The organism is Kosakonia sp. Marseille-Q7440, assembly GCF_965119485.1.
The window spans coordinates 1,297,816-1,324,535 of sequence record NZ_CBCPLT010000001.1; the positions used below are offsets into that span (position 1 = coordinate 1,297,816).

General features: G+C 58.2%; 19 protein-coding genes. 10 read left to right on the forward strand and 9 right to left on the reverse strand.

Annotated elements, in window-relative coordinates; all coding sequences use genetic code 11:
• The first annotated feature begins 95 nt into the window (after positions 1–95).
• From ACWPW2_RS05905 to ACWPW2_RS05920, 4 genes are all read left to right on the forward strand, one after another.
• Positions 96–1,136 (forward strand): aldo/keto reductase, encoded by a 1,041-nt coding sequence (locus ACWPW2_RS05905; RefSeq protein ID WP_454121866.1) that lies wholly within the window; start codon positions 96–98, stop codon positions 1,134–1,136.
• A gap of 200 nt (positions 1,137–1,336) precedes the next feature.
• Positions 1,337–2,713, forward strand: a complete 1,377-nt coding sequence (locus ACWPW2_RS05910; protein ID WP_279792083.1) for a glycoside hydrolase family 1 protein — start codon at positions 1,337–1,339, stop codon at positions 2,711–2,713.
• Positions 2,714–2,736: 23 nt separating this feature from the next.
• Positions 2,737–4,056 (forward strand): PTS sugar transporter subunit IIC, encoded by a 1,320-nt coding sequence (locus ACWPW2_RS05915; protein WP_454121867.1) that lies wholly within the window; start codon positions 2,737–2,739, stop codon positions 4,054–4,056.
• A 16-nt stretch (positions 4,057–4,072) separates the two neighbouring features.
• On the forward strand, positions 4,073–4,789 hold the full coding sequence (locus ACWPW2_RS05920) for a GntR family transcriptional regulator (RefSeq protein WP_054804087.1): 717 nt from the start codon (positions 4,073–4,075) through the stop codon (positions 4,787–4,789).
• A gap of 183 nt (positions 4,790–4,972) precedes the next feature.
• Here ACWPW2_RS05920 and ldtB read toward each other — a convergent pair whose 3' ends face one another.
• Entirely contained in the window at positions 4,973–5,893 is a 921-nt protein-coding gene (gene ldtB, locus ACWPW2_RS05925) for a L,D-transpeptidase (protein WP_023481393.1), read from the reverse strand.
• 207 nt (positions 5,894–6,100) lie between these two features.
• Between ldtB and ACWPW2_RS05930 the strand changes: the two genes are divergently transcribed.
• Positions 6,101–7,693 carry an ABC-F family ATPase gene (locus tag ACWPW2_RS05930; RefSeq protein ID WP_023481823.1) on the forward strand — a complete coding sequence of 531 codons (1,593 nt, stop codon included), beginning with the start codon at positions 6,101–6,103 and terminating at the stop codon, positions 7,691–7,693.
• A 418-nt stretch (positions 7,694–8,111) separates the two neighbouring features.
• Here the strand turns inward: ACWPW2_RS05930 and ACWPW2_RS05935 are convergent, their stop codons facing one another.
• Positions 8,112–10,478, reverse strand: coding sequence for a glycoside hydrolase family 31 protein (locus ACWPW2_RS05935; RefSeq protein ID WP_454121868.1), 2,367 nt, complete (start codon positions 10,476–10,478; stop codon positions 8,112–8,114).
• A gap of 15 nt (positions 10,479–10,493) precedes the next feature.
• A complete protein-coding gene (locus ACWPW2_RS05940; protein WP_023481536.1) occupies positions 10,494–11,795 on the reverse strand; it encodes an MFS transporter in 1,302 nt (433 codons plus the stop codon).
• A gap of 304 nt (positions 11,796–12,099) precedes the next feature.
• Between ACWPW2_RS05940 and ACWPW2_RS05945 the strand changes: the two genes are divergently transcribed.
• Complete coding sequence (locus ACWPW2_RS05945; protein ID WP_200134047.1) at positions 12,100–13,173, forward strand: LacI family DNA-binding transcriptional regulator; 1,074 nt, start codon at positions 12,100–12,102, stop codon at positions 13,171–13,173.
• Here ACWPW2_RS05945 and ACWPW2_RS05950 read toward each other — a convergent pair.
• The 6 genes from ACWPW2_RS05950 to moeA form a co-directional block, all read right to left on the reverse strand.
• Positions 13,170–14,429, reverse strand: coding sequence for a DUF1479 domain-containing protein (locus ACWPW2_RS05950; protein WP_454121869.1), 1,260 nt, complete (start codon positions 14,427–14,429; stop codon positions 13,170–13,172). The two genes, ACWPW2_RS05945 and ACWPW2_RS05950, sit on opposite strands and share 4 nt — an antisense overlap.
• Before the next feature lie 150 nt (positions 14,430–14,579).
• Entirely contained in the window at positions 14,580–15,395 is an 816-nt protein-coding gene (locus ACWPW2_RS05955) for a Cof-type HAD-IIB family hydrolase (protein WP_454121870.1), read from the reverse strand.
• A 234-nt stretch (positions 15,396–15,629) separates the two neighbouring features.
• Positions 15,630–18,062: a formate C-acetyltransferase/glycerol dehydratase family glycyl radical enzyme gene (locus ACWPW2_RS05960; protein WP_454121871.1), complete on the reverse strand. Its 2,433-nt coding sequence runs from the start codon at positions 18,060–18,062 to the stop codon at positions 15,630–15,632.
• A 4-nt stretch (positions 18,063–18,066) separates the two neighbouring features.
• Positions 18,067–18,966, reverse strand: a complete 900-nt coding sequence (locus tag ACWPW2_RS05965; RefSeq protein WP_454121872.1) for a glycyl-radical enzyme activating protein — start codon at positions 18,964–18,966, stop codon at positions 18,067–18,069.
• 151 nt (positions 18,967–19,117) lie between these two features.
• Positions 19,118–19,888: a molybdopterin-synthase adenylyltransferase MoeB gene (moeB, locus tag ACWPW2_RS05970; RefSeq protein WP_454121873.1), complete on the reverse strand. Its 771-nt coding sequence runs from the start codon at positions 19,886–19,888 to the stop codon at positions 19,118–19,120.
• Between the two features lie 2 nt (positions 19,889–19,890).
• Positions 19,891–21,123 carry a molybdopterin molybdotransferase MoeA gene (gene moeA / locus ACWPW2_RS05975; protein ID WP_454121874.1) on the reverse strand — a complete coding sequence of 411 codons (1,233 nt, stop codon included), beginning with the start codon at positions 21,121–21,123 and terminating at the stop codon, positions 19,891–19,893.
• Positions 21,124–21,293: 170 nt separating this feature from the next.
• Between moeA and gsiA the strand changes: the two genes are divergently transcribed.
• The 4 genes from gsiA to gsiD are packed head-to-tail and all read left to right on the forward strand — an operon-like array spanning position 21,294 to position 26,621.
• Positions 21,294–23,165: a glutathione ABC transporter ATP-binding protein GsiA gene (gsiA, locus tag ACWPW2_RS05980; protein WP_454121875.1), complete on the forward strand. Its 1,872-nt coding sequence runs from the start codon at positions 21,294–21,296 to the stop codon at positions 23,163–23,165.
• Positions 23,166–23,198: 33 nt separating this feature from the next.
• Positions 23,199–24,737, forward strand: coding sequence for a glutathione ABC transporter substrate-binding protein GsiB (gsiB, locus tag ACWPW2_RS05985; protein WP_454121876.1), 1,539 nt, complete (start codon positions 23,199–23,201; stop codon positions 24,735–24,737).
• A 49-nt stretch (positions 24,738–24,786) separates the two neighbouring features.
• The gene (gsiC, locus tag ACWPW2_RS05990; protein WP_042716730.1) at positions 24,787–25,707 is read left to right on the forward strand and encodes a glutathione ABC transporter permease GsiC; all 921 of its coding nucleotides are present in this window, start codon (positions 24,787–24,789) and stop codon (positions 25,705–25,707) included.
• Positions 25,708–25,709: 2 nt separating this feature from the next.
• Positions 25,710–26,621 carry a glutathione ABC transporter permease GsiD gene (gsiD, locus tag ACWPW2_RS05995; RefSeq protein ID WP_034813897.1) on the forward strand — a complete coding sequence of 304 codons (912 nt, stop codon included), beginning with the start codon at positions 25,710–25,712 and terminating at the stop codon, positions 26,619–26,621.
• Positions 26,622–26,720 lie beyond the last annotated feature (99 nt).

Consider the following 26,720-nt stretch of genomic DNA (forward strand, 5'->3'; position numbering starts at 1 on the left):
GGATGGGGCAAGAAACAGGCAGGATCCCCACATTCGCCGCGCAGGCACGGAGCGTATAACTGATTGCGTCAAAAAACCGATGAGGAGACGCTACCATGCGCTACAAAAAACTGGGCAATACCGGACTGTTTGTTTCTGAACTCTGCCTCGGCACCATGACCTTCGGCGGTCAGGAGGATATGTGGGGCAAAATCGGCCAGCTGCAGCAGGCACAGGCTGAAGAGCTGGTTGGTCGCGCCCTTGATGCCGGGATCAATTTTATTGATACCGCTGATGTTTACTCCGGCGGACGCTCGGAAGAGATCACCGGCCAGGCGTTAAAAAACCTGAAGGTGCCGCGCGAGAATGTGGTGGTCGCTACCAAAGTGTTTGGTGAAACCGGCACCGCAGGCGTCAATTCGCGCGGCAGTTCGCGCTTTCACATTATTCAGAGCGTGAAAGCGAGCCTCAAGCGCCTGCAACTCGATCATATCGATCTCTACCAGTTGCACGGGTTTGATCCGGCGACGCCGATGGAGGAGACGCTTTACGCTCTCGATACGTTGGTGCAGCACGGGCATGTGCGCTATATCGGCGTCTCCAACTGGGCGGCATGGCAGATTGCCAAAGCGCTGGGCATCTCCGAACGCCTCGGCCTCGCGCGTTTTGCTTCGCTACAGGCTTATTACACCATTGCCGGACGCGATCTGGAGCGCGAGCTGGTGCCGATGATGCAGAGCGAAAATGTCGGGCTGATGGTCTGGAGCCCGCTGGCGGGCGGCCTGCTGAGCGGCAAATATGGCCGTGACGGCAAAGCTGAAGCGGGCGGTCGCCGGGTGGAGTTTGACTTCCCGCCGGTGAATAAAGATCGCGCCTTCGACTGCGTGGATGTGATGCGTGCTATCGCCGACAGCAAAGGCGTCAGCGTGGCGCAAATCGCGCTGGCCTGGCTGCTGCATCAGCAGGCGGTGACCAGCGTGATTATCGGCGCGAAACGCCCGGAACAGCTTGACGATAACCTCGCCGCAACGAGCGTGCAGCTGAGCGACGAGGAGCTTAAACAGCTTGGTGCCGTCAGCGCCTTGCCTGGCGAATACCCCGGCTGGATGCTGGAGCGCCAGGGCGAGTATCGCCGTAATCAACTGAATCAGCAGTAATTTACCCTCAGAAATAAAGCACAGGCCGGATAAGCATTAACGCTATCCGGCCTGCTGCACTTTGCACCGCTCATCTCTCCCGTTTCACACAATTCTTTCGAAAAGCGTCACAAAACCGCGCTTCTCTCTTTGCCTGTTTTTTCGCCATTCGCTATATGACTAGTCATATATACGAAATGACTAGTCATGGAGAAAGCGCAATGAGCAGAACATTACCGACCGGCTTTTTATGGGGTAACTCGGTCTCCAGTATGCAGACCGAAGGGGCGTGGAATGAGGGCGGAAAAGGAATGTCGGTCTACGATATCCGCGAAGCCAGCGAATTTGCCTCCGACTGGAAAGTCGCCACCGACTCCTATCACCGTTACGAGGAAGATTTCGACCTGATGCAGGATCTGGGCATGAACTGCTACCGCTTTCAGATCGCCTGGAGCCGCGTCTGCCCTGAGGGTGACGGTGAATTTAATCAGGAGGGCATCGATTTTTACGCGCGCTTTATTGATGGTCTTCTGGCGCGCGGCATTGAGCCGATGGTCTGCCTCTACCATTTCGATATGCCGCTGGCGCTGGCAGAAAAGTATAACGGTTTTGTCGATCGCCACGTGCTGGACGCCTTTGTGCGTTACGGCCAGAAGATGATCGACTGCTTCGGCAGCAAGGTGAAGTACTGGCTCACCTTCAACGAGCAGAATATCTACCATATGCCCGGCGCGTTTCAGGTTGGCGGCTACCTGAAGGGCGAGAAAACCCTGCGCGAGCTTTACCAGATCCAGCACCATGTGATGATGGCGCACGTGCTGCTGACCCACTATCTGCACGATACCCAGCCCGGCAAATTAATGGGTGGCATGCTGGCGCACCAGCTGATCTACCCGGCTACCTGCAAACCGCGCGATATCTTCTGCGCCATGCAGTATGACGAATTCCTCAATCAGAACCTGCTGCGCGTCTACGCCGGGCAGGGGTACAGCCCGGCGGTAATGGCTGTAGTGGAGAAAGAGGGCTTCGGCGATATCTACCGTGATGAGGATTTGGCGCAGATTGCGCGCGTCAAAAACGACTTTATGGCCTTTAGCTACTACGCCAGCAAAACGCTGGACAGCGACGCCATTGGCACGGATACGCCGGTCAACTACTACCTGCATGAAGGCGACAAGCCCAATCCTTATCTTGAAGCGACAGAGTGGGGCTGGCAGATCGATCCGCTCGGTTTTCGCGCCATCATTACCCGCTACTACAACGACTGGCGGCTGCCGGTCTTCCCGATTGAGAACGGCATCGGCGTGATTGAGGAGTGGGACGGCGTCAACCCGATTGATGATGAGTACCGCATTGCCTATCACCGCGATCACCTGCAAGCGATGCAGGATGCGATGTTTGAAGATGGCGCGCAGGTGATTGGCTATCTCGGCTGGGGGCTTATCGACATCCTCAGCTCCCAGGGCGATATGCGTAAACGCTACGGCGTGGTCTACGTCAACCGCGATAACCACGACCTGAAAGATATGCGACGCGTACCGAAAAAGAGCTACCGCTGGCTGCAACGGGTGATCCGTAGCAACGGGCGTGACATGTAACGCAGTGATAAGAGGGCAGCGCAATGTCTGAGACAAAAATCACGCCGAAAATGCAGTTATTCGTCGATAAGTTCGTGGAGTTCTCCGCCCGCCTGGCAAACCAGGTGCATCTGCGATCCCTGCGCGACGCGTTCGCGGCGGTGATGCCGATTTTCATCCTCGCCGGGCTGGCGGTGTTGATCAATAACGTCATTTTCCCCTGGGTGCTGGAGGGCGAGACGCTGGCACGCTTTAAGGTGTGGGGCGAAGCGGTCATTAACGGCACGCTGAATATCGCGGCCCTGTTGATTGCGCCAATGACCGCCTGGTCGCTGGCGCGCAATAAGAACTTCGGCAACCCGGTCTCGGCGGTAGTCATTGCGATTGCCAGTTTTATTATCATGATGCCGATGCAGCTGGACGTGGTGCCGGTGGGGAGTAAAACCACGGTGAGCGTCGCGCAGATGCTGTCGTTTGCCAATATCGGCACCACCGGCATCTTCGCCGGGGTGATTATCGGCCTGCTCTCGACGGAGCTGTTTATCCGCGTCGCCAGCGTGAAGCGCTTCTCCATTTCCCTCGGCGATAATGTGCCGTCGGCGGTGGGGCAATCCTTCTCGGCGCTGATCCCGACCATCATCACCCTGTCGATCTTCGCGATGGTGGCGGCGCTGCTGGCGAACCTGCTGCATACGGATTTGATCCATCTCATCACCACCCTGATTCAACAGCCGCTGCGCCAGATCAACACCAGCCTGCCGGGCACGCTGTTTATCTACAGCTTCGGCAACTTCCTCTTTACGCTCGGCATTCACCAGACGGTGGTCAACGGCGTGATTCTCGAACCGCTGCTGCTGATTAACACCAATGAGAATATGCTCGCCTTCGCCAACGGCCAGCCGATCCCGCATATCATCAACAGCATTTTTGTGCCGACCTTCGGCATGATTGGCGGCACCGGCAGCACGCTGTCGCTGCTGATCGCTATCTTTATCTTTGCCAGGCAGCAGTCGGCAAAGCAGGTAGCGCGGCTGGCCATTTCACCGGGGCTGTTCAACATCAACGAACCGGTGATTTTCGGCCTGCCAATTGTCTTTAACCTGCCGCTGATGATCCCCTTTGTGCTGCTGCCGGCGCTGGGTATCTGGTTCGCCTGGTTCTGCACCACGATGGGCTGGATGGCGCGCTGCGTGGTGATGATCCCGTGGACGACACCGCCAATTTTAAGCGCCTGGCTGGCGACGGCGGGCGACTGGCGGGCGGTAGTGGTTCAGTTGATAATCATCATCTTTGGTGTATTCTTCTACCTGCCTTTCCTCAAAATTGCCGAGAGAGTGGCCTTAAGAAACAATGGGATAGATTAAATTACCGGGACGGGTCATGGCGGCAAAATATATCACCATCGCGCGGGAAATTAAGCGGCGCATCCTCAGCCAGCAGTATCCTGCCAGCGCGCCGCTGCCGGATCAGTTCGCGCTGGCGGCGGAGTTTAATACCAGCCGCATGACCATCCAGCAGGCGATGCGTCAGCTGATTGTTGAGGGGCTGGTCTATACCCGCCAGGGGCAGGGCACCTTTATCCGCAAAAACTTCCTCCAGCTGTCGCGCTGGGATCTGCCGGGCAGCGACTATTTTGGTGCCACCAAAACCTGGGAGAACGTTGGTGAAGTGACGAGCAAGATCGTGCGCTTCGATCTGCGTTTTGCCAGTGAAAAGGAGCAGGCCTCGCTGCTGGTGGGGCCGGATGAGCCGGTGTATGACTTTGTGCGCCTGCGTCTGCTGGAGGGCGAGCCGGTGTCGCTGGAGTTCACATTGATGCCGGTAAACCTGGTGCCGGGGCTCAATCGCAGCCATCTCGAAAGCTCGGTGTTTCGCTATGTGCAGGACGATCTGGCGCTAAAAATCATGGGGTCGTACCGCATTGTCCGCGCGCTGAAGCCCTGCGAAGAAGATAAGCAGTACCTCAATTGCGACGAGACCGATCCGGTGCTGGAGGTGGAACAGGTTATCTACCTGGAAGATGGCACGCCGCTGGAGTATGCCCATTGCCATTACCGCTACGATCACGGCGGGGTGATTGTGGTTAACCACGGATAAAAGCGCTGTTTTTATTATTGCCGGATGGCGGCTACGCCTTATCCGGCCTACGCGATACATCAACACTGATTGCTTGTGCCATCCGGCAATCAACATAAAAAAAGCGGAGCCGAAGCTCCGCTTTTTAAATCAGTTGTAGGCCGGATAAGCGCAGCGCCATCCGGCATTCAAACCGACCGTAAATCAGTTCAGACGTACCGGCATACCGGAACGGTTCTGGATCGCCTGGTCAACAACGCTTGAATCAACGTCCGCCTGGCTGGTCACCGCCTGCACCGCTTTGGTCAGCGCGATCGGCACGATTTCGCCGCCGGTAAACTGCGCTTCGGTGGTGGAGAGCGGGTTGTGAACTTCGATATAGCGGCTGCCATCCGGTTCGGTGGTCGCTTTTACCGGCTCATCAATAAACTGCACGCGGGTGCCGACCGGCACGTTCTCGAACAGGAATTTGATGTCGTCGTTACGCAGACGCACACAGCCGTGGCTCACGCGCAGGCCGATACCGAAGTTGGCGTTGGTACCATGGATTGCATACAGGCGGCCAATATAGAGCGCGTAGAGACCCATCGGGTTATCCGGGCCTGCCGGAACAACCGGCGGCAGCGGTTGACCCATTGCCTGATACTCGGCGTGCATTTTTGCCGTCGGTGTCCAGGTCGGACCGGCTTTTTTACGCTCGACTTTGGTGGTCCAGGCAATCGGGGTATCTTTGCCCAACTGGCCGATACCGATTGGCAGCACGATCACCGTGTTGGTGCCTTTCGGATAGTAGTAGAGGCGCATCTCCGCACTGTTAATCACAATCCCTTCATGAACGGTATCCGGCAGGATCAGCTGCTGCGGAACGTTCATTACCGTGCCGCCTTTCGGCAGATAGGCGTCAATGCCCGGGTTAGCTTCCAGCATGTTGGAGAGACCCATCTGGTATTCAGCCGCAAAGTATTCCAGCGGCTGGTTATTGCCTTCAGGAATGGTTACGACCTGGTTCTGACCGATCAAACGGCTGCCATCAGTCGGCAGCGGATAAGTCACAGCAGACGCGCTATTGCAAAATCCCACGACAGCAAAGGCCGCCGCGAAGAGAGTTCTTAATTTCATATTCATGTTGTGCGAGATTATTGCCACACTGGCCGTTGGGTTGAGAATGCAGGAAGCGCATTATATGTGCATTCCCCCGTCCAGGGAATTCAGATGTTGACGAAATCACACTTTTTTCCCGTTGTTTGCAGTGTAGCGGCAGTACAGGGGGCAAGAATCTAATTCGGAATTGTGGCATACTATGGCGTTTGTCACATATTTCAGGATATCGCCGTGTTAGTCACCAGCAACGTCACCATGCAGTTCGGCAGTAAGCCGCTGTTCGAAAACATTTCCGTCAAATTTGGCGGCGGCAACCGTTACGGCCTGATCGGCGCGAACGGGAGCGGTAAATCCACCTTTATGAAGATCCTCGGCGGCGACTTAGAGCCGTCGCTGGGTAACGTCTCTCTCGATCCGAATGAGCGCATCGGTAAGCTGCGCCAGGATCAGTTCGCTTTCGAAGCCTTCAGCGTGCTCGACACCGTGATTATGGGTCACGCCGAGCTGTGGGAAGTGAAGCAGGAGCGCGACCGCATTTACGGCCTCGCCGAGATGAGCGAAGAAGATGGCTATAAAGTGGCCGATCTCGAAGTGCTGTATGGCGAAATGGATGGCTACTCGGCAGAAGCGCGCGCGGGCGAACTGCTGCTCGGCGTCGGTATTCCCGTAGAGCAGCACTATGGCCCGATGAGCGAAGTCGCCCCCGGCTGGAAGCTGCGTGTGCTTTTGGCGCAGGCCCTGTTCGCTAACCCCGATATTCTGCTGCTCGATGAACCAACCAACAACCTGGACATCGACACCATTCGCTGGCTGGAGCAGGTGCTGAACGAGCGTGACAGCACCATGATCATCATTTCGCACGACCGTCACTTCCTGAACATGGTCTGCACCCATATGGCGGATCTCGATTACGGCGAGCTGCGCGTCTACCCGGGCAACTACGACGAATACATGACTGCCGCCACCCAGGTGCGCGAGCGTCTGCTGTCGGATAACGCCAAGAAGAAAGCACAGATTGCCGAACTGCAATCCTTCGTCAGCCGCTTTAGCGCCAACGCCTCTAAATCACGTCAGGCAACTTCCCGCGCCCGCCAGATCGATAAGATCAAGCTCGACGAGGTGAAAGCCTCCAGCCGTCAGAACCCGTTCATCCGCTTCGAGCAGGATAAGAAACTGTTCCGTAACGCGCTGGAAGTAGAGCAGGTGACGAAAGGCTTCGATAACGGCCCGCTGTTTAAAAACTTCAATATGCTGATGGAAGTGGGCGAGAAAGTCGCCATCCTCGGTACTAACGGCGTCGGTAAAACCACGCTGCTGAAAACGCTGGTCGGCGAGCTTACGCCAGAGAGCGGCACGGTGAAGTGGTCGGAAAACGCCCGCATCGGCTACTACGCGCAGGATCACGCGGCGGATTTCGATAACGATCTGACGGTGTTCGACTGGATGAGCCAGTGGAAGCAAGAGGGCGATGACGAGCAGGCGGTGCGCAGCATCCTGGGTCGTCTGCTGTTCAGCCAGGACGATATCAAGAAACCGGCGAAGGTGCTCTCTGGTGGCGAGAAGGGCCGTATGCTGTTCGGCAAGCTGATGATGGAAAAACCGAATATTCTGGTTATGGACGAACCGACCAACCACCTGGATATGGAGTCGATCGAATCGCTGAACATGGCGCTGGAGATGTACCAGGGCACGCTGATTTTCGTCTCGCATGACCGTGAATTCGTAAGCTCCTTGGCAACCCGCGTGATTGAGATTACGCCGCAGCGCGTGGTCGATTTCACCGGTAACTATGAAGATTATTTGCGTACCAAAGGCATCGAATAAATTTACCGTCGTCTTTCACGCCGCAGGTGCGTTGGCTGCACCGTCGTACCCCGGTCACTTACTTCAGTAAGCTCCCGGGGATACTCAGGTTTGCCGCCTTCCTGCAACGCGAAATACTTAGGTAAATAAAGGAACACATTGCCGGATGGCGCGTAAACGCTTATCCGGCCTACGGGATCGTTACTGCTTTTGTAGGCCGGATAAGGCGAAGCCGCCATCCGGCAAAGGAGCCGATGCCGGATGGCGCGTAAACGCTTATCCGGCCTACGGGATCGATACTGCTTTTGTAGGCCGGATAAGGCGAAGCCGCCATCCGGCGAAGGAGCCGATGCCGGATGGCGCGTAAACGCTTATCCGGCCTACGGTATCGCTCTGCTTTTGTAGGCCGGATAAGGCGAAGCCGCCATCCGGCATTTTTTTACCTGAATGACCACGCCGTTGCCGGCTCGCCGTTAATCACTAACCGGCGCTTTTCCCCGGCGGGCAAGGTAACATTCAGCGTCTGCCACGCCGGGCGGTAATCGCCGCTTGCGGTAACCTCAAGGTTAATGGTTTCGCTGTCGCAGACCATCTCCCAGCTTAACCACAGCGCATTGCCCTCTTTATAACCCCACGACTCGCCATCATCCTCAAACAGCAGGCCGCTGGAGCGCCCGGTGCCTTTCAGCGGGAAAAGTTGCAGTTCGCGGAAGGTGTCGCTTTTCGCCTCCACATGACGAATGCGATCGCTCAGCGGTAAACCGGCACCAGCGCGCACCAGCAGCGGCAACTTCTCCAGCGGTGCATCCAGCGTCACCCACTGGCCTGGCGCGTACCACGCCCCGGTATAAAAATCGTACCAGCCGCTCTCATTATCGGGCAGCCAGAGCGCGCGCTCGCGCTGGCCCGGCTCAACAACGCTGGCGACCAGCAGATCGCGCCCGAGCAGGAAGTCGTCGCACTCCTCAAAGGTCTGCGCATCGTGTTCATGATCGAGGAAGGTCGGGCGCAGCATCGGTTCGTCATCGGCATGCGCCTGCCACAGCAGGGTGTAAAGATAGGGCAGCAGGCGGTAGCGCAGCTCAATGGCGCTACGGATTGCAGGGGTAACCGCCGGGTACATCCACGGCTCGTTTACCGTCTGGTCATCATTCCACGAGTGGATGGTAAAACGCGGATGCATCACGCCGTTTTGCACCCAGCGCACAAACAGCTCGGCATCGGGCTTATCGCCGGAGAAGCCGCCGACATCGTGCCCGACGTTATAGAGCCCGGACAAACTCATCCCCAGCCCCATGCGGGTGTTGTAGCGCAGCGTCTGCCAGTTAGTGCGGTTATCGCCGCTCCAGGTTTGCACATAGCGCTGCATCCCGGCACAGCCTGAGCGGGAGATCAGATAGGGGCGTTTGTCCGGCGCGAAACGTTGCTGCGCTTCCATCGAGGCGCGCATCATCAGGAGCGGCATCACCGGGCGAATATGCTTGATGGCGATCTCCTGACCGAAGCCCGCGCAGCGCGCTTCGCCATCCCACACTTCAAACTCGTTATTGTCGTTCCAGGTGGAGTCGATCCCCATCTCCAGCAGTTGCGTAGTCACGCCCTCCTGCCACCAGGCAATGGTCTGCGGGTTGGTGAAATCGAGATGCGAACCTTCGTCATCCCAGAAGCTGGAGCGCTCCGGCCCGGGGTTTTCCGAGTCGCGGATAAACAGCCCTTTTTCCGCCACTTCGTGATAGCGCGGGTGATCCTGCAACAGGCAGGGTTTGATATTGGCCGCCAGCTTCAGCCCGGCAGCGTGAAACGCCTGGCTCATCACCTTCGGCTGCGGCACTTTGTCGTAGTTCCAGTTAAAGACGTAGCGTTTGTCGTTGATCGAGGTGTAACCTGATGAGAGCTGGAACGAGTCGCAGGGGATTGCATGCTCTTCACACAGGCGGATAAAGTTCATCAGCTGGTTTTGCGCATCCGGCGCATCGGTGTAGTGCATGGTCGAGCCGCTGTAGCCAAGGCTCCACTTCGGCCCGAAGAGGGTTTTGCCCGTCAGGCGCACAAAGGCTTTGGTGACATCCAGCGCGCGCGCGCCGGTAAAAATGTAGTAATCGATATCGCCCGCTTCTGCCTGCCAGCGGCGATAGGCAGTGTGGTAGTTATCGATCTCATTCCCGAGATCCAGCCAGCAGCTGCTGAGGTTGTCGTAAAACAGCCCGTAGCTGACATCATCCCGGCGGGTGAGGGTGAAAGGGACATGTTTATAGAGCGGGTCGGTGCTCGCCGCGTTGTAGCCCATCGCATCGAGGTTGCGCATCTCATAGCGCTGGCCGGTACGTTGCAGGTTGCCCGCTTTCTCGCCGAGGCCGTAAAAACGCTCCTCCTTTTGACGGCTGAGGTAGTGCGCCACGCCGTCACCGTGAGCATTGATTTGATAAGCGCTGGTCGGGCGATCGCCTGCCAGCCACTGCCACTCGCCCGCTTCATTACGGTAGTGCCACTCCAGCCATAACGGCTGGTGCACCGTCACTCGCAGTTGCTCGCTCTCAACGGTCAGCGTCCCCTGCTGCTGTTTAAGCTTCCACGCGGGCAGACTAAAACCGCTCAGATCCTCACGGCTGCGCCCCTCCCACGGCACATCATCCTTTGGCGCGATGCTCCAGGTGCGCGCCAGCGCCAGTTCGCCCTTGCGCTTAATCAGCACGCGAAACAGGTTCGCTTCCAGCACATAGAGGCAGAGCGTATGTTGCTCATCAACCAATAGCTCAACGTGATGAGCGCTCTGTTTTTGTAACGTCCAGTTCTTCAGCGTTTTCATAGCAGACTTCCACAATCAGGCGCGTTTTGCGCGACGTTCAGCAATAAATGCCACCAGGAAAATAGCGCCAATCAGGTCAAAGAAACCCATGGCAATAAACAGCGGGTTGAAGCCAATCTTGTCGGCGGTAACACCAATCAGCAGTGAGAAGAGGAAGCTGGCGATCCACGCCGCCGAGCCGCGCATGCCGTTGACGGTTGCCATCTGGCCTTTGTCGAATGACTCAACCACCAGCGCGCTCAACATGCAGGAGATGATCTGGTGGCCGAAGCCGCCAATCGAGATCAGCACAATGGTGATATAGGGATCGCGGGTGATCGCCACAATGGCCAGCGAGATCATCAGGAACGCGCCGGTCAGGGAACTGGCAACTACCGAGTTGACGCGCGAGCAGCCGAACCAGCGGGTATAGAGTTTAGTGAGATAGCCGCTGGCGACGCTGCCGAGATCGGCGGCGAGGAAGGGGAGCCAGGCGAACATCGCAATCTGTTTCAGATCCATGCCGTGCTCTTTCGCCAGATAGAGCGGCACCCAGAAGCTCAGCACCGCCCACGCCGGTTCCGCCATAAACGCCGGAATGGCGATGCCGTAGAAGCGTTTGTTTTTGGATACGTTTTTCAGCGCGGTGAGGAAGGGCAGTTTCACCGCTGGCGGCTCATTATCCTGCTGAATAAAGGCCAGCTCTTCGCGACTCAGGTTCGGGTGCTTGTCCGGGTTGTGATAAAACGCCCACCACAAAATCACCCACAGCAGCGCCAGCACGCCGGTAAACATAAACGCCCCCTGCCAGCCAAACGAGGCGTGGGCGAAGTAGATAATTGGCGGTGCCAGCATCGCGCCGATGGAGAAGCCGACGCCCGCCCAGCCCGCAGCGACCGGACGCTCCGATTTCGGGAACCACTCGCCGATGGTTTTGGCGTTAGCGGGCGTTGCCGCCGCTTCCGACGCGCCCATCGTAAAGCGCAAAATCGCCAGATGGATCCAGCTGCTTGCGCCAGCGTGGAACATACAGGCCAGCGCCCAGATGATCGCGCAGACCATAAAGCCCACTTTCAGGCCAATCACATCGATTAACCAGCCACACAGCGGCTGGAACAGGGTATACGCCAGCTGAAATGCGCCGACGATCCATGAATATTGTTCGGTAGTAATACCGAGGCTGGTTTTCAGTTCCGGTGCGAGGATACCCAGCGAGTTACGGGTGATGTAGTTCACCGTCACGCCAAACAGAAAGAGTACCAGCATCCACCAGCGTAATTTTTTGAAGATCCGGCGACTACTTGTGGCCGCCACGTCGTTGTTAATCCCCTGGCTCATGGTGTTCTCCGCTCATCGTTTTGTAGGGACGTTGCGTTATCGCGGCCGGGTGAAAAGTTGTTATACCGCCAGGCGCGCGTGATGATTTTTTTCTTGGTTTTTGTCTTAAGAACACACACAACTAGTATGGAAGTTGTATGACACATTTACCGTAGGGGAGAAAAAAGCGCGGCTAAAGTCGATTTTGTGCAAGGATTCTCATCAAGCAGCCAAATATTGCGGCACACTGCAATCAAAGCCATAAATAACAGGCTTTCCGTCCTATGAAAATTTTCCCATTTCACAAACGGAGCAAGATCACAGAATGGATAAAAAGCTCAAAATCAGCGAAATTGCCCGGCGCACAAATCTGTCGACCAGCACCGTTTCGCGGGTGCTGGCGGGAAAAGCCAACACCAGCGAAAAAGCGCGCGCGGCGGTGCTGGCCTGCGCCCGTGAACTGGGGGTGATGGAGGGGATTGCCGCCGGACGGCTGCTGCTCAATAACCTGATTGTCTTTGCGCCGCAGCGCGCCTTTGATGAGCGCTCCGATATCTTCTACTACCGAGTGATTCAGAGCATCAATAAAGCGCTGGAGCCACACGACGTGCGGCTGCGCTACTGCGCGCTGGAGGAGCTGGACAGCGACGCCAATGAATTTCTGGCGCGTATGAATGCGCCAGAGACCCAGGCGGCAATCCTGCTCGGCATCGACGATACCCATATTCATGAGCTGGCGGCGGATATCGGCAAACCCTGCGTGCTGATCAACTGCCGCGATGGGCGTATGCGCCTGCCTTCCATTGCGCCGGATCACCGCACCATCGGCGAGTTTGCCGCCCGCTATCTCTTTGATATGGGCCACCGCGATGTGGTGAATGTGATGTGCCTGCGCCGTTACACTATGGATCTGCGTCTCGCAGGCATTAAAGCAGCGTGGCAGCAGCAGAACCTGCGCTTTAACAGCAAACGGGATCTCATCACCGTACCCAGTTTTAGCGCTAAAGAGGCGGCGCTGCGGGTGGCGGAGTGGCTGGACGATCCGGCGAACAAAACGCCGCCGACCGCGTTTCTGGTCAGCGGGGATTTTATGGCACAGGGGACGGTGCAGGCGCTGCTCCAGCGGGGTTTGCGCGTGCCGCAGGATGTGTCGGTGATGAGTATTGACGCCTTTAACCTCGCGGCGATTCAGGATGTGCCGCTCACCGCGGTGCATGTTCCGCGTGATGAACTTGGCGCAGAAGCGGTGCAGCTATTGCAGCAGCGCCTGATCCGCCCACAGGCACCGACCGGCTCGCTGCTGTTAAACGGCACGCTGGCAGTGCGCGAGTCGGTGCGGCGGATACGTCCGGGACAGCGACGCACCGCCGTGGCCGGCGACGGGCTGTATGATGCTTAACTCTCCATCCCAAGCGCACGCTTACCGTGCGCATTCAGATCGCTGAGCGTGAAGCGGCCTGACCAGTCGCGCTCATAATCCTCGCGCGGAAAATCGCCGGGGGAAGCACCTTGCTCCAGCGCAATCTTCACCGTGCGGGCATAAGCCAGGTTCTTCTCGCACAGCGGGGCGGCGGGGATATACATCACATTACCCCAGCCCTGCTGGTTTTCCACCGGGGCGACTGAGTGGATCACATCGCAGTGCCACCAGACGGAATCGCCCGCTTCAAGGGGCGGAATGCTGCTCAGTGCTTCCATCAGCAGCGGGTGCCACTGCTCTGAAACCGGCAGCACTCGGCCGGGAGCGACGCCGCACAGCTCATCGTCCGGCACGTCATCCAGCAGCGGGCGCAGCAGAATGTAGGCCATCGCCTCGGGGATCGGCACCACGTGCAGCAACCCCTGACCAGTGATCATATCCGACAGCGCCGTCCAGCCCTGGAAGGTGCGAAACACCGAACATTTAGTGGTGTTTTCAACCGTGTACTCCTCCACTTCGGTGCGGTGCGCCGCATCCCACGGATCGTACTGATCCAGATTGCCGTTAAAGACGTTGGCAAAGACGCGCTGATAGGCGGGCAGCAGCCAGCGCTCCAGCGCGCCGGAATCCGTATGCGCGCCCAGCCCTTTCGAGGTGGTGCCCGGCGGGCGGCGGCGAATGCGATCCGGGTAGATGACGCTGATATCGGGGTTAAACCACGCGCGGCCTTCGCTCTCAAACCGCCACAGCCGGTTGAGGAAAGATTGCGCGGCCGCCATCTCATCGCTCTGGCGCGCCTGCATCTGCGCCTGTGACCAGTAGATGGGGTAGATCTCCGGGCGCGAAGCGTCCAGCGTGCCGAAAAAGCTGTCGCCCGGGCCTTTATAGACCTCATCAAAATGGTTTTCCGCCAGGTAGTCGAGCATCGCGCGATCCCAGCCCAGCGCCTGCTCGCGCGGGAAATGGCCTTTGATCACCACGCAGCCGCGACGTTTGATCAACGCGCGCTGCGCTTCGGTTACACGCCCGGCGGCGATATCGGCATAGTTCAGCTGCGGCCAGACGGATTCGCCGCGTGCTTTTATCGCCTTAATCTCCTCCACGCGCTCGCTAATCCGCGCGCTGAGTTGATCGAAGAGCTGTTGTACATCGCCAATTTGCTCACGCAGCGCCTGTTTCATCTGGCGGATGGCGGCTTTGTGGTCGGCAGGAAGGGTTTCATGGGTAAACGTCATAGGTACCTCTGTCTTTCATTCGAAAGTAATTAAGATTACAAATGACAATCTAAGTTAAAAATAAGTTAATGCAAGTTTAAAAAATTGATGGATTGCACAAAGCGGGAAAAGGCAGAGGGAGAGTGCCGACGGCGGGGCGTCGGCAGGGGATCAGCGGTCGAACGGGGCAGTGTTATCCAGCACGGCCTGAATCACATTCAGCACGCCGTGGTGGTTGTTGTCATCGGTCTGGTGACGAGCGATGGCTTTAATCGCGTCGGTGGCGTTGCCCATGGCGAAAGAGTAGTCGGTCATGCGCAGCATCTCGGCATCATTTCCGCTGTCACCCAGCGTCACACATGCCTGCGGGGAGAGGTTCCAGCGCTTGAGCAGACGCGAAATACCGTTGGCTTTATGCAGGCCGGGGATAATCAGATCGACAAAGCCGAAGCCGCTGGTCACCGGTTTCATAATCCCGTCGAGGGAGGTGTGCAGCTCATCAACCAGCGCCGGGATCTCGCTGTCCGGCAGATTCAGGGAGAATTTAAACAGCGTATCGTCAATCTGCGTGAAGTCGCGCACCGGCTTTAAACGGTGGTAGTGTTCCGCCATCAGATCGACAAACTCGTGCGGCGCGGCTTCGTTGATATAGGCGCTTTCAAGCCCGCAGGCGACAAAGTTCATACCGCCGCCTTTTAACAGCTCGCCCATCACCACCTGGGATTCGTGGCGGGTCAGTTCGCCGTGGAACAGTTGCTGCCCGTGTTCGTAGACCAGCGCGCCGTTTTCGGCGACGAAGGAGATACGATCCTTAAGCTCCGGGAAGAAGGAGATGAGCTGGTAGTACTGGTTGCCGCTGGCGACCACGAATTCGATATTGCGCTGCTGGAGTTGCTCGAATTGCGCCATAAACCGCGTGCGATCGTACTTTTTGGCGTCATCAAGAAAAGTTCCGTCCATATCAGTGACGATAACTTTGACGGTCATATATAGCGCTCCTGAATGTCATAACGAGGAGCAACATTCTAGAGAGAATGAGACCTGAAGCACAAATTTTATTTCATTCGAAAGTTAACCGTCGTCTTTCGAGTCGCAGGTGTGTTGGCTGCGGTGGCTTACCCCGGTCATTTACTTTTTGTAAACTCCCGGGGATGCGCCACCTTGCCGCCTTCCTGCAATGCGAAATGCCTGGTTAAAGCGGAATGGTTTCTAACCTTAACATCACAACGTATGTTCGGTGCGGGCAATAATATCGTCCTGCGCATCCGGCGACAGGGCGGTAAAAAACGCCGAATACCCGGCGACGCGCACTACTAAATCGCGGTACTGATCCGGGTGCTGCTTCGCGGCGAGCAGCGTCTCGCGCGAGACAATGTTGTACTGAATATGCCAGCCTTTATGCACCTCAAAAAAGGTACGCAGCAGCGCCATCAGCTTCTGCCGGTCGCCGTCATTGTCAAGCGTGGAGGGGTTAAGCTTCTGGTTAAGCAGCACGCCGCCGAGGATCGCGCCAACCGGCAGTTTGCCGACTGAGTTGATCACCGCCGTCGGCCCAAGATGGTCGGTGCCGGACGCCGGGCTTGCCCCCTCCGCCAGCGGCGTATGGGCTTTGCGCCCGTCCGGCGTGGCCATGGTTGCCGCGCCAAACGGCACGTTGGCGGAGATCGACGACGTACCGGCGTAATATTTGCCGCCAATCGGCCCACGTCCGTAACGCGGGTTATGATACTGCTTCAGCTCGTCGATATAGGTTTGATACGCGCGTACCAGCAGGGCATCAACATTCTCATCATCATTGCCATACTTCGGCGCGCTGTTAATAAGCCGCTGGCGTAGTTGTTCGTGGCTCAGGCCGTCGAAATCCGCCGCCAGCGCCTCTGCCAGCTGCTGCTGGCCGATAAGGCCTTGCTCAAACACTAACTTTTTCACCGCCGCGAGGCTGTTACCAAGGTTGGCGATGCCTACTTGCAGGCCGGAGACCCAGTCATACTTCGCGCCGCCCTGTTTAATACTCTTCGCCCGCTCAATGCAGTCGTCGACCAGCGCCGAGCAGAGGATATCCGGCACGTTCTCCTCAAGCATGGTGTCGACAACATACTCAATCTCAATCGATTTGCGCGTGTAGTAGCGGATCTGCCGATCCCATGCTTCTGTCACGTCATCAAAATGGCGGAAGTTGCCCGCCGACAGCGCCTCTTTTTGTGGCAGGAAAACTTTGCCGCTGGTGGCGTCGCGCCCGCCCTCCAGCGCCGCCAGCATCACGCGGGCGAAGTTAATAAAGCTCATGCCGGTGCAGCGGTAGCCCCACTTGCCGCCGACGGCGGTCTCGATGCAGCCAATTGCCGCGTAGTCGTAAGCATCAGCAGGCTCCACGCCCAGCGCGATAAAGGCCGGAATGACAATCTCATCGTTATTAAACGCCGGCATGCCAAACCCGCAGCGGATCACCTGCACGCAGGCATCGAGAAAATCGTCACTCATTCCGGCGTGATAGCGCACGCTGAGGTTGGGCTGAGTGGAGCGTAACCGCCCACAGGATTCGAGGATGGCGTAGGAGAGCGGGTTAACCGCGTCGCGGATCTGGCCGTTGTGCCACGCCAGCCCGCCGATGGTGACATTCTGGTAGAGCGGGCTGCCCGCCGAGGCTTTCGAGTGGCTGCCGGAGCGGATTTTGTTCACCTCCAGCAGCTTCAGCCAGCAGCTCTGCAACAGCTCAATGCCCTGCTCGCGGTGCAGCGTCTGTTGCAGCTCCACATCGCGACGCCAGAAGGGGTAGAGGTACTGATCCATTCGGCCAAACGACACCGAATGGCCGTTGGATTCAATCTGCAACAACAACTGAATGAAATAGCAGAGTTGCAGCGCCTGCCAGAAGGTGCGCGGCGGCCGGTGGGCGATAAGCTCACAGTTCTCGGCGATGGCCAGCAGCTCGTCGCGGCGGCTTTCGCGCGACTCGTCAGCCGCCATGGTGCGCGCAAGGTCGGCAAAACGCACAATATGCAGGCTGACGGCCTCAAGCACGATATCAATCGCTTTCAGGAACTGCTCACCGTGCAGATCCGCAAGCTGCGTCAAATCAATCCGCGTGCGGCGCTCGCGCACCTGCTCACGCAGACCATCCAGCCCTTTTGCCAGCAGCAGCGGGAAGTTCACCGCCAGGTGTGCATCGCCGGAGGTCATATTGCCTTCGGCTTTGATAATGCCGCTCGCCAGCAAGGCTTTCTGCTCGTCGGTAAACATGCCGTAGCAGCGATCCTGCACCGTCTGGCCGCGCCACCACGGGCAGACTTCATGCAGAACGCGCTTATTCGCTTCGCTGACCGCAAAGCCTGCGCCGGGGCGATCGGCCAAATCATCAATCTCTTTCTCAATCCAGGAAACGGTGTACTCCGGGAAGATCGGCGCGGCGCGCACTTCGCTTGCCTGGTTGCCGATAATCAGCTCGTCATGTTTGATCCAGATAGTGCGCTGCGCCAGGTGATGGGCTAACGCCAGCGCGCGGCGCACCGGCAGAGGCTTATCCATATGTTGCTGATAAATCTGCGTGTAGTGCAGCGCGCGTTCGGTGCAGATCGGCGGTTTTACAATCGAGATCAGCGCCTGTTTATGCGCGCGGATGCGCTCAGGCAGCGTGTTGAGTTGCATCAGAGTCATAATCTTATCCTCGCAATGTCATCGCCAGCCCTTTCTGGCGGGCAAATGCCGCGGCGAATGCCAGCAGTTCAGGGTCGTCGAGCGGCTTTTCAGGGGCGGTACAGGTTTCGCCGAGCAGGTCAAACTTCTGCATGCCCAGCGTGTGATAGGGCAGAAAGTGGATCTCGCCGACGCGCAGCTGGTCGGCAGCGAAAGTAGTGATAGCTTCAATGGAGGCTTTATCGGCGTTAAAGCCGGGGATCAGCGGCACGCGAATAATCATCTTTTTACCGGCGCGGGCGAGGCGTTGCAGATTATCAAGCACCCGCGCGGCGGAACCGTTCGTCCAGTTACGAAACGCTTCCTCATCGACATGTTTAAGATCGGCGAGAAAGAGATCTACCCATGGCAGAGAGGGTTCGACATAACGCCACGGCACGTGCAGGCAGGTCTCAACGGCTGTGTGGATGCCGTGCTGATGGCTCTCGCGCAGCAGCGCTTCTGAAAGTTCAGGGTGCATAAAGGGCTCGCCGCCGGAGAGGGTCACGCCGCCGCCGCTGCGATCGTAAAAGGGTTTGTCGCGCAGCACCGTCGCCATAATCTCCGCCACGGATTTCTCCTCGCCACAGACACTCAACGCTTCGGTCGGGCAGCAGCCGGTGAGGGCATCCAGCGCTGCATCGGTGATCTTTTCACGCTGGATTAAAAGATGATTTTGCGCGCGTTGAATTACCGCAGGCGCGGCGCGTTGGCACAAATCGCAGCCGGTAAGGCAGAGGCGAGGGTCAAACAACAGGTCGCGCGAGCGAGCGCGGCTTTCCGGGTTCTGGCACCAGCGGCAGCGCAGCGGGCACCCTTTCAGAAACACCACCGTGCGGATGCCGGGGCCGTCATGGGTTGAGTAGCGCTGAATATTGAAAATCATCGACCATCTCCACATATTTCATATGGAGATTAAATAGCTTTCGAATGAAAGTTGTTGTGATGAGGTTCGCGGTTTACGCCTTGTGCCCGAAAGGGAAATTGCCGGGTGGCGCTGCGCTTACCCGGCCTACAAAACCGCCGCCATCCGGCAATTAAACCGCGGGCGATGGACCATCGCCGCACACTTCACACTGCGGGTTACGCATAAGCTTCATCTCGCGGAACTGGCACTGCATCGCATCGTACATCACGATCTTGCCTGCGGCGGGCGTGCCGTAATGGGTCAACACCTTAATCGCCTCCATCGCCTGCATCGAGCCGATAACGCCGACCAGCGGTGCCATCACGCCCGCTTCCACGCAGGTCAGCGCATTCTCGCCAAACAGGCGGCTCAGACAGCGGTAGCAGGGCGCGCCTTCCGCCCAGGTAAAGACGCTGATCTGCCCCTCCATGCGAATTGCCGCGCCGGAGACCAGCGGCACTTTATGCTGAAAACAGCCGGCGTTGAGCTGGTTGCGGATCGCCACATTATCGGTGCAGTCCAGCACCAGATCGTGCGCGGCAATCTGCGCGAACAGCGCCGCTTCATCAAGCAGGGCATTAACGGTGACATACTCGACATGCGGGTTGATACGCAGCAGCGATTCGCGGGCAGAGTCAACTTTAGCGCTACCGATATCCGCATCGCCGTGCAGCGTCTGGCGTTGCAGATTTGACAGCGCCACCGTGTCGAAATCGAGCAGCGTCATCATGCCTGCGCCCGCCGCCGCCAGATATTGCGCTGCCGCGCAGCCAAGGCCGCCGAGCCCGACCACCAGCACGCGCGCGGCTTTTAACCGCTCCTGGCCGTCAAAATCGAACCCGCGCAGAGTAATCTGCCGGTTGTAGCGCATCATCTCGCTGTCGCTGAGCTCTTCTGCCATCGTCAGCCTCCCAAGAGATGGTTAAACATCTCCACATCTACCCACTCGCCCGCCGCTACGTTGCCGCGCTCGCGCTCGAGCACCACAAAGCAGTTGCCCTGGCTGAAGGAGCTGAAAATGTGCGAGCCCTGGTGGCCGGTGGTGCGCACTTCAAGCGTGCCATCTTCGCCGCGGCTGACAATCCCGCGCTGGAAATCGAGACGCCCCGGCGACTTTTTCAGCCCACCGATAACGCGCGCGCGAAAACGCAGCGGCGTCTCATCCGCGCAATTGCCGCTCAGTTTCGCCAGCAGCGGTAGCACCAGCTGGTAGAAGGTGAGGGTGGCGGAGACCGGGTTGCCCGGCAGGCCGCAGAACCAGCTATTTGTTAGCTTGCCGAACGCAAAGGGTTTGCCCGGTTTGATCGCCAGCTTCCAGAAGGCGATTTCACCCAGTTCATCAAGAATGGTTTTGGTGTAGTCCGCTTCGCCCACCGACACGCCGCCGGTGCTGATCACCACATCCGCCTGGCTGTCGGCGGCAATAAAGGTGTCGCGCAGTTTCTGCGGATCGTCCGGCACAATCCCGAGGTTAATCACCTCATAACCAAGCTGGGCCAGCATCAGGTGAACCGACAGGCGGTTAGTATCGTAAATCTGCCCCTCAGCCAGCGGCTGGCCCGGCAGTTGCAGTTCGTCACCGGTGGAGAAGAGCGCCACGCGCACCTTGCGCACCACGCTCACTTCAGCAATGCCGAGGGAGGCCAGCACCGGCAGCTCGGCGGCGGTCAGTTTTGTGCCCGCCGTAAAGACACTGGCGCCTTTGGCGATATCTTCGCCCGCGCGGCGAATGTTCTGGTTGGCGCGCACCTCAGCGGTAAAACGGATGCCGTCGTCGCTCTGCTCCGTCTGCTCTTGCATCACCACCGCTTCGCAGCCAGCCGGGATCGGCGCGCCGGTCATAATGCGTATGCAGGTGCCTTGCGGCCACTCGCCGCTAAAGGGCTGCCCGGCAAAGGCTCTGCCTGCTACTGGCAGCGCGTTGCCGCCGTTGAGATCCGCCAGGCGCACGGCGTAGCCGTCCATCGCCGAGTTATCAAAACCGGGGACATTCAGCGGGGAGATAACATCTTGCGCGACTACGCGGCCAAAACAGGCGAGCAGCGGCAGGGTTTCGTGCTCAGTGAGCGGTGAAATGCGTGACAGCATTTTCGACAGCGCCGTCTCCAGCGAGATCAAGCCATTTGCAGATTCCATAATTTCTATCCAGTCAACGCGAGAAGCGGCCATTATGGCAGAAAAGGGGAGGGGTCAATATGACTTGCGTCTACCTCATTGTTATCACATTGCTTTACATCGTTGTAACGACTTCCTATATTCAGAAATCGTCTTTCACAAAGGCAGCTATCGTAGAAAAGGAGAGTGGGGTGTCGCAAGGCTTTGAACCAGAGGCAGACGTGGTTCTTGACGTCAGCAATCTGAATATCGCATTTAGCCATGAGAAGCAGCTTACCCCGGTGGTACGTAACCTCTCTTTTAATCTGAAACGGGGCGAAACGCTGGCGATTGTCGGCGAATCTGGCTCCGGAAAGTCGGTTACCGCGCTCTCGCTGCTCAAGCTGATTGAACAAGCGGGCGGCGAAGTGAACTGCGATCATATCTGCCTGACGCGGCGCAACCGCCAGAAGGTCGATATCAACACGCTCTCCTCCTCGCAGATGCGCAGCGTGCGCGGGGCGGATATCGCGATGATTTTTCAGGAGCCGATGACCTCGCTCAACCCGGTTTTCCCGGTTGGTGAGCAGATTGCCGAGTCGATTCGCCTCCATCAGAAACTGGGCCGCGAGCAGGCGATGCGCGAAGCGCGGCGTATGCTCGACCTGGTTCGCATTCCCGAAGCGCAATCCATTCTCTCCAGTTTTCCCCATCAGCTCTCCGGCGGCATGCGCCAGCGGGTGATGATCGCCATGGCGCTCTCCTGTCGCCCGGCGGTGCTGATTGCCGATGAGCCAACCACCGCGCTGGATGTCACGATCCAGGCGCAGATTTTGCAGCTTATCGCCGTGCTGCAAAAAGAGATGTCGATGGGGGTGATCTTTATTACCCACGATATGGGCGTGGTAGCGGATATCGCCGATCGCGTGCTGGTGATGAATCAGGGCGAGGCGGTGGAGAGCGGCAGCGTCGAGTGTGTCTTCCGCAACCCGCAGCACCCCTATACCAAAGCGCTGCTGGCGGCAGTACCGAAGCTTGGCGCGATGAACGGCAGCGATCTGCCACGCCGCTTCCCGCTCATCTCGGCGAAAAACCCGCAGGTGCAGGAGCCGGAAACGGAGCAGGATACTGTGGTGCCCGGCGAGCCGATTTTGCAGGTTCGCGACCTGGTAGCGCGCTTCCCCCTGCGCGGCGGCTTGCTTAATCGCATCACCAAAGAGGTGCATGCGGTGGAGGGCATCAGCTTCGATCTCTGGCCCGGCGAAACGCTGGCGATTGTCGGCGAATCGGGCAGCGGAAAATCGACCACCGGACGCGCGCTGCTGCGGCTGGTGGAGAGCCAGGGCGGCTCGATTACCTTTAACGGCGAGCGCATCGACACCCTGCCGGATCACAAGATGAAGCTGGTGCGCCGTGATATTCAGTTTATTTTTCAGGATCCGTATGCCTCGCTCGATCCGCGCCAGACGGTGGGCGATTCGATTATTGAGCCGCTGCGCGTGCACAATCTTCTCGGCAAAGTGGAAGCACACCAGCGCGTGGAGTGGCTGCTGGAGCGCGTCGGGCTGAAGCCGGAGCACGCCTGGCGTTATCCGCACGAGTTTTCCGGCGGCCAGCGCCAGCGTATTTGCATCGCCCGCGCGCTGGCGCTGAACCCGCGCGTGGTGGTTGCCGATGAGTCCGTCTCGGCGCTGGATGTCTCGATTCGCGCACAGATCATCAATTTGCTGCTCGATTTGCAGCGCGAGTTGGGGATCGCGTTTCTCTTTATCTCCCATGATATGGCGGTCGTGGAGCGGATCAGCCACCGTGTGGCGGTGATGTATCTCGGGCAGATTGTTGAGATCGGCCCGCGCCGCGCGGTGTTTGAAAATCCGCAGCACCCCTATACCCGCAAGCTGATGTCGGCGGTGCCGGTGGCCGATCCTGCCCACCAGCCGCCGCAGCGGGTGCTCTTATCCGATGATATGCCGAGCAATATTCGTAAACGCGGGGAAACAATGCAGCGCGTACAGCTGCAAAACGTGGGGCCAGGGCACTTCGTCGCCAGAACGACGCCCGGCAGCACGCAGTCGCGTTTTTAATTGATGACAGACAGGGTTTTTCAGGAGAGCAGCATGACAGAGATCATTTCCCGACACTGGCGGGCCGTTGCAGGCGTGGTTGTCGCGCTGAGCGCCCTCCCGGCGTTTGCCGCGAAAGATGTGGTGGTAGCGGTCGGTTCCAACTTCACCACCCTTGATCCCTATGACGCCAACGATACGCTCTCGCAGGCGGTGGCAAAATCCTTCTATCAGGGGCTGTTTGGCCTCGATAAAGAGATGAAGCTGGTCAATGTGCTGGCAGAGAGTTACACCGTCTCCGACGACGGGCTGGTCTACACCATCAAGCTGCGCAAAGGGGTGAAGTTCCAGGACGGGACCGATTTTAACGCCGAAGCGGTGAAAGCAAACCTCGACCGCGCCAGCAACCCGGCGAACAGCCTTAAGCGCTACAACCTCTATAAAAATATCGCCAGCACCGAGGCCGTCGATGAGAGCACGGTGAAGATCACCCTCAAGCAGCCCTTCTCGGCGTTTATCAATATTCTGGCCCATCCGGCATCGGCGATGATTTCACCGGCGGCGCTGAAAAAATATGGCAAAGAGATCGGTTTCCACCCGGTCGGCACCGGCCCCTATACGCTGGAAGCGTGGAACCAGACCGATTTTGTGAAGGTGAAAAAGTTTGCCGGTTACTGGCAGCAGGGCCTGCCGAAGCTGGACTCCATCACCTGGCGTCCGGTGGTGGATAACAACACCCGCGCGGCGATGTTGCAGACCGGCGAGGCGCAGTTCGCTTTCCCCATCCCCTATGAGCAGGCGGCGGTGCTGAAACGAAACAGTAAGCTGGAGCTGGTTGCCAGCCCGTCGATTATGCAGCGCTACATCAGCATGAACGTGACGCAAAAGCCGTTCGACAACCCGAAAGTGCGCGAGGCGATCAACTACGCCATTAACCGCCAGGCGCTGGTGAAAGTGGCGTTTGCCGGTTTTGCAACGCCTGCGACCGGCGTATTGCCGCCGACCATTGCCTATTCGCAGAGCTATCAACCCTGGCCCTACGATCCGGCCAAAGCGCGTGAGCTGCTGAAAGAGGCAGGCTATCCGCAGGGCTTCACTACCACGCTCTGGTCTTCCCATAATCACAGTACCGCGCAGAAGGTGTTGCAGTTCACGCAACAGCAACTGGCGCAGGTGGGGATCAAAGTGCAGGTGACGGCGATGGATGCCGGGCAACGCGCGGCGGAAGTGGAAGCGAAAGGGCAGAAGCAGAGCGGAGTGCGTATGTTCTATACCGGCTGGACCTCTTCGACCGGAGAAGCGGACTGGGCGCTCTCGCCGCTGTTTGCGTCATGGAACTGGCCGCCGACGCAGTTCAACACCGCCTTCTACAGCAACCCGCAGGTGGATAAAGATCTGGCCGACGCGCTGAAAACCACCAGCACAGATGAAAAAGCGCGTCTCTATAAAGAGGCGCAGGATATCCTCTGGAAAGAGTCGCCGTGGGTGCCGCTGGTGGTTGAGAAGCTGGTTTCCGCGCATAACAAAAAGCTGATCGGTTTTTACATCATGCCGGATACCGGCTTTAGTTTTGATAACGCCGATTTGCAATAGATAACTCACGCCGCCTTGCTGAACTGGGGGCGGAGTGAGGGAAGATGAGATGCTGAATTATATTATTAAACGCTTGCTGGGCCTGATTCCGACGCTGCTGATTGTGGCTGTGCTGGTGTTTCTGTTTGTCCACCTGCTACCGGGCGATCCGGCGCGCCTGATTGCCGGGCCGGAAGCGGACGCCGAGGTAATTGAACTGGTGCGTCGACAGCTCGGGCTGGATCAGCCGCTGTGGGTGCAGTTCTGGCACTACGTCACCAGCGTGCTGCAGGGGGATTTCGGCGTGTCGATGGCGTCGCGCCGTCCGGTGGTGGAAGAGATCGCCAGCCGCTTTATGCCGACCTTCCTGCTCACCCTTACCAGCATGCTGTGGGCGATGCTGTTTGGGTTGGGCGCTGGCATCGCTGCCGCCGTGTGGCGTAACCGCTGGCCCGATCATCTGGGGATGGCGGTGGCGGTGACGGGGCTTTCGTTCCCGGCCTTTGCGCTCGGCATGCTGCTGATGCAGGTCTTCTCAGTTGAGCTGGGCTGGCTGCCAACCGTCGGTGCGGAGAGCTGGCAACACTATATTCTGCCGTCGCTGACCCTTGGCGCGGCGGTGGCGGCGGTGATGGCGCGCTTCACCCGCGCCTCCTTCGTCGAGGTGCTCAATGAGGACTATATGCGCACCGCGCGGGCAAAAGGGGTCAGCGAAAAGTGGGTGATCCTCAAGCACGGCCTGCGCAATGCCATGATCCCGGTGGTGACGATGATGGGGTTGCAGTTTGGCTTCCTGCTCGGCGGATCGATTGTGGTGGAGAAGGTCTTCAACTGGCCGGGGCTCGGGCGTTTGCTGGTCGACTCGGTGGAGATGCGCGACTATCCGGTGATTCAGGCGGAAGTGCTGCTCTTCTCGCTGGAGTTTATTCTTATCAACTTAGTGGTGGATGTTCTCTACGCCGCCCTAAATCCCGCTATCAGGTATAAGTAAGGATGCGATTGTTAAACTGGCGTCGACAGGCGATTTTAAATGCCATGCCCACGGTAAAACCGGGTCATGTGCGCACTCCGTGGCATGAGTTCTGGCGACGCTTCTGCCGTCAGCCCGTGGCCATGACCGCCGGGCTGTTTGTCCTGCTGCTGATCCTGCTGGCGGTGATTGCGCCGTGGATCGCCCCCTTTGATGCGGAGAACTACTTCGATTATGACCGGCTGAACGAGGGGCCATCGCTGGTACACTGGTTCGGTGTCGACTCGCTCGGGCGCGATATCTTTAGCCGCGTGCTGGTGGGCGCGCAGATTTCGCTGGCGGCGGGCGTCTTTGCGGTGCTGATTGGCGCGGCGATCGGCACGGTGCTGGGGCTGCTGGCGGGCTACTACGAAGGGTGGTGGGATCGCATCATTATGCGTATCTGCGATGTGCTGTTCGCCTTTCCCGGTATTCTGCTGGCGATTGCCGTCGTTGCGGTTATGGGCAGCGGCATGGCGAATGTGATTATCGCCGTCGCGGTCTTCTCTGTTCCGGCGTTTGCCCGGCTGGTGCGCGGCAATACGCTGGTGTTGAAACAGCAAACCTTTATCGAGTCGGCGCGCAGCATCGGTGCCAGCGATGCGGTGATCCTCTTCCACCATATTCTGCCGGGCACGGTCTCATCCATTGTGGTCTATTTCACCATGCGCATTGGCACCTCGATTATCTCAGCGGCCAGCCTCTCGTTCCTTGGCCTCGGTGCTCAGCCACCGACGCCAGAGTGGGGCGCGATGCTCAATGAAGCCCGCGCGGATATGGTTATCGCCCCGCATGTAGCGCTCTTCCCGTCGCTGGCGATCTTCGTCACGGTACTGGCGTTTAATTTGCTGGGAGATGGACTGCGCGACGCGCTGGACCCGAAAATTAAGGGGTGAGCTGGGGGGAGTTAATAAAACTAACGCGGGCACCAACTAATTGAGATGAGATTTAACTAATGTCCGCTCTGAGCGAGGAGCGGAAGTTCGCATTTGTCA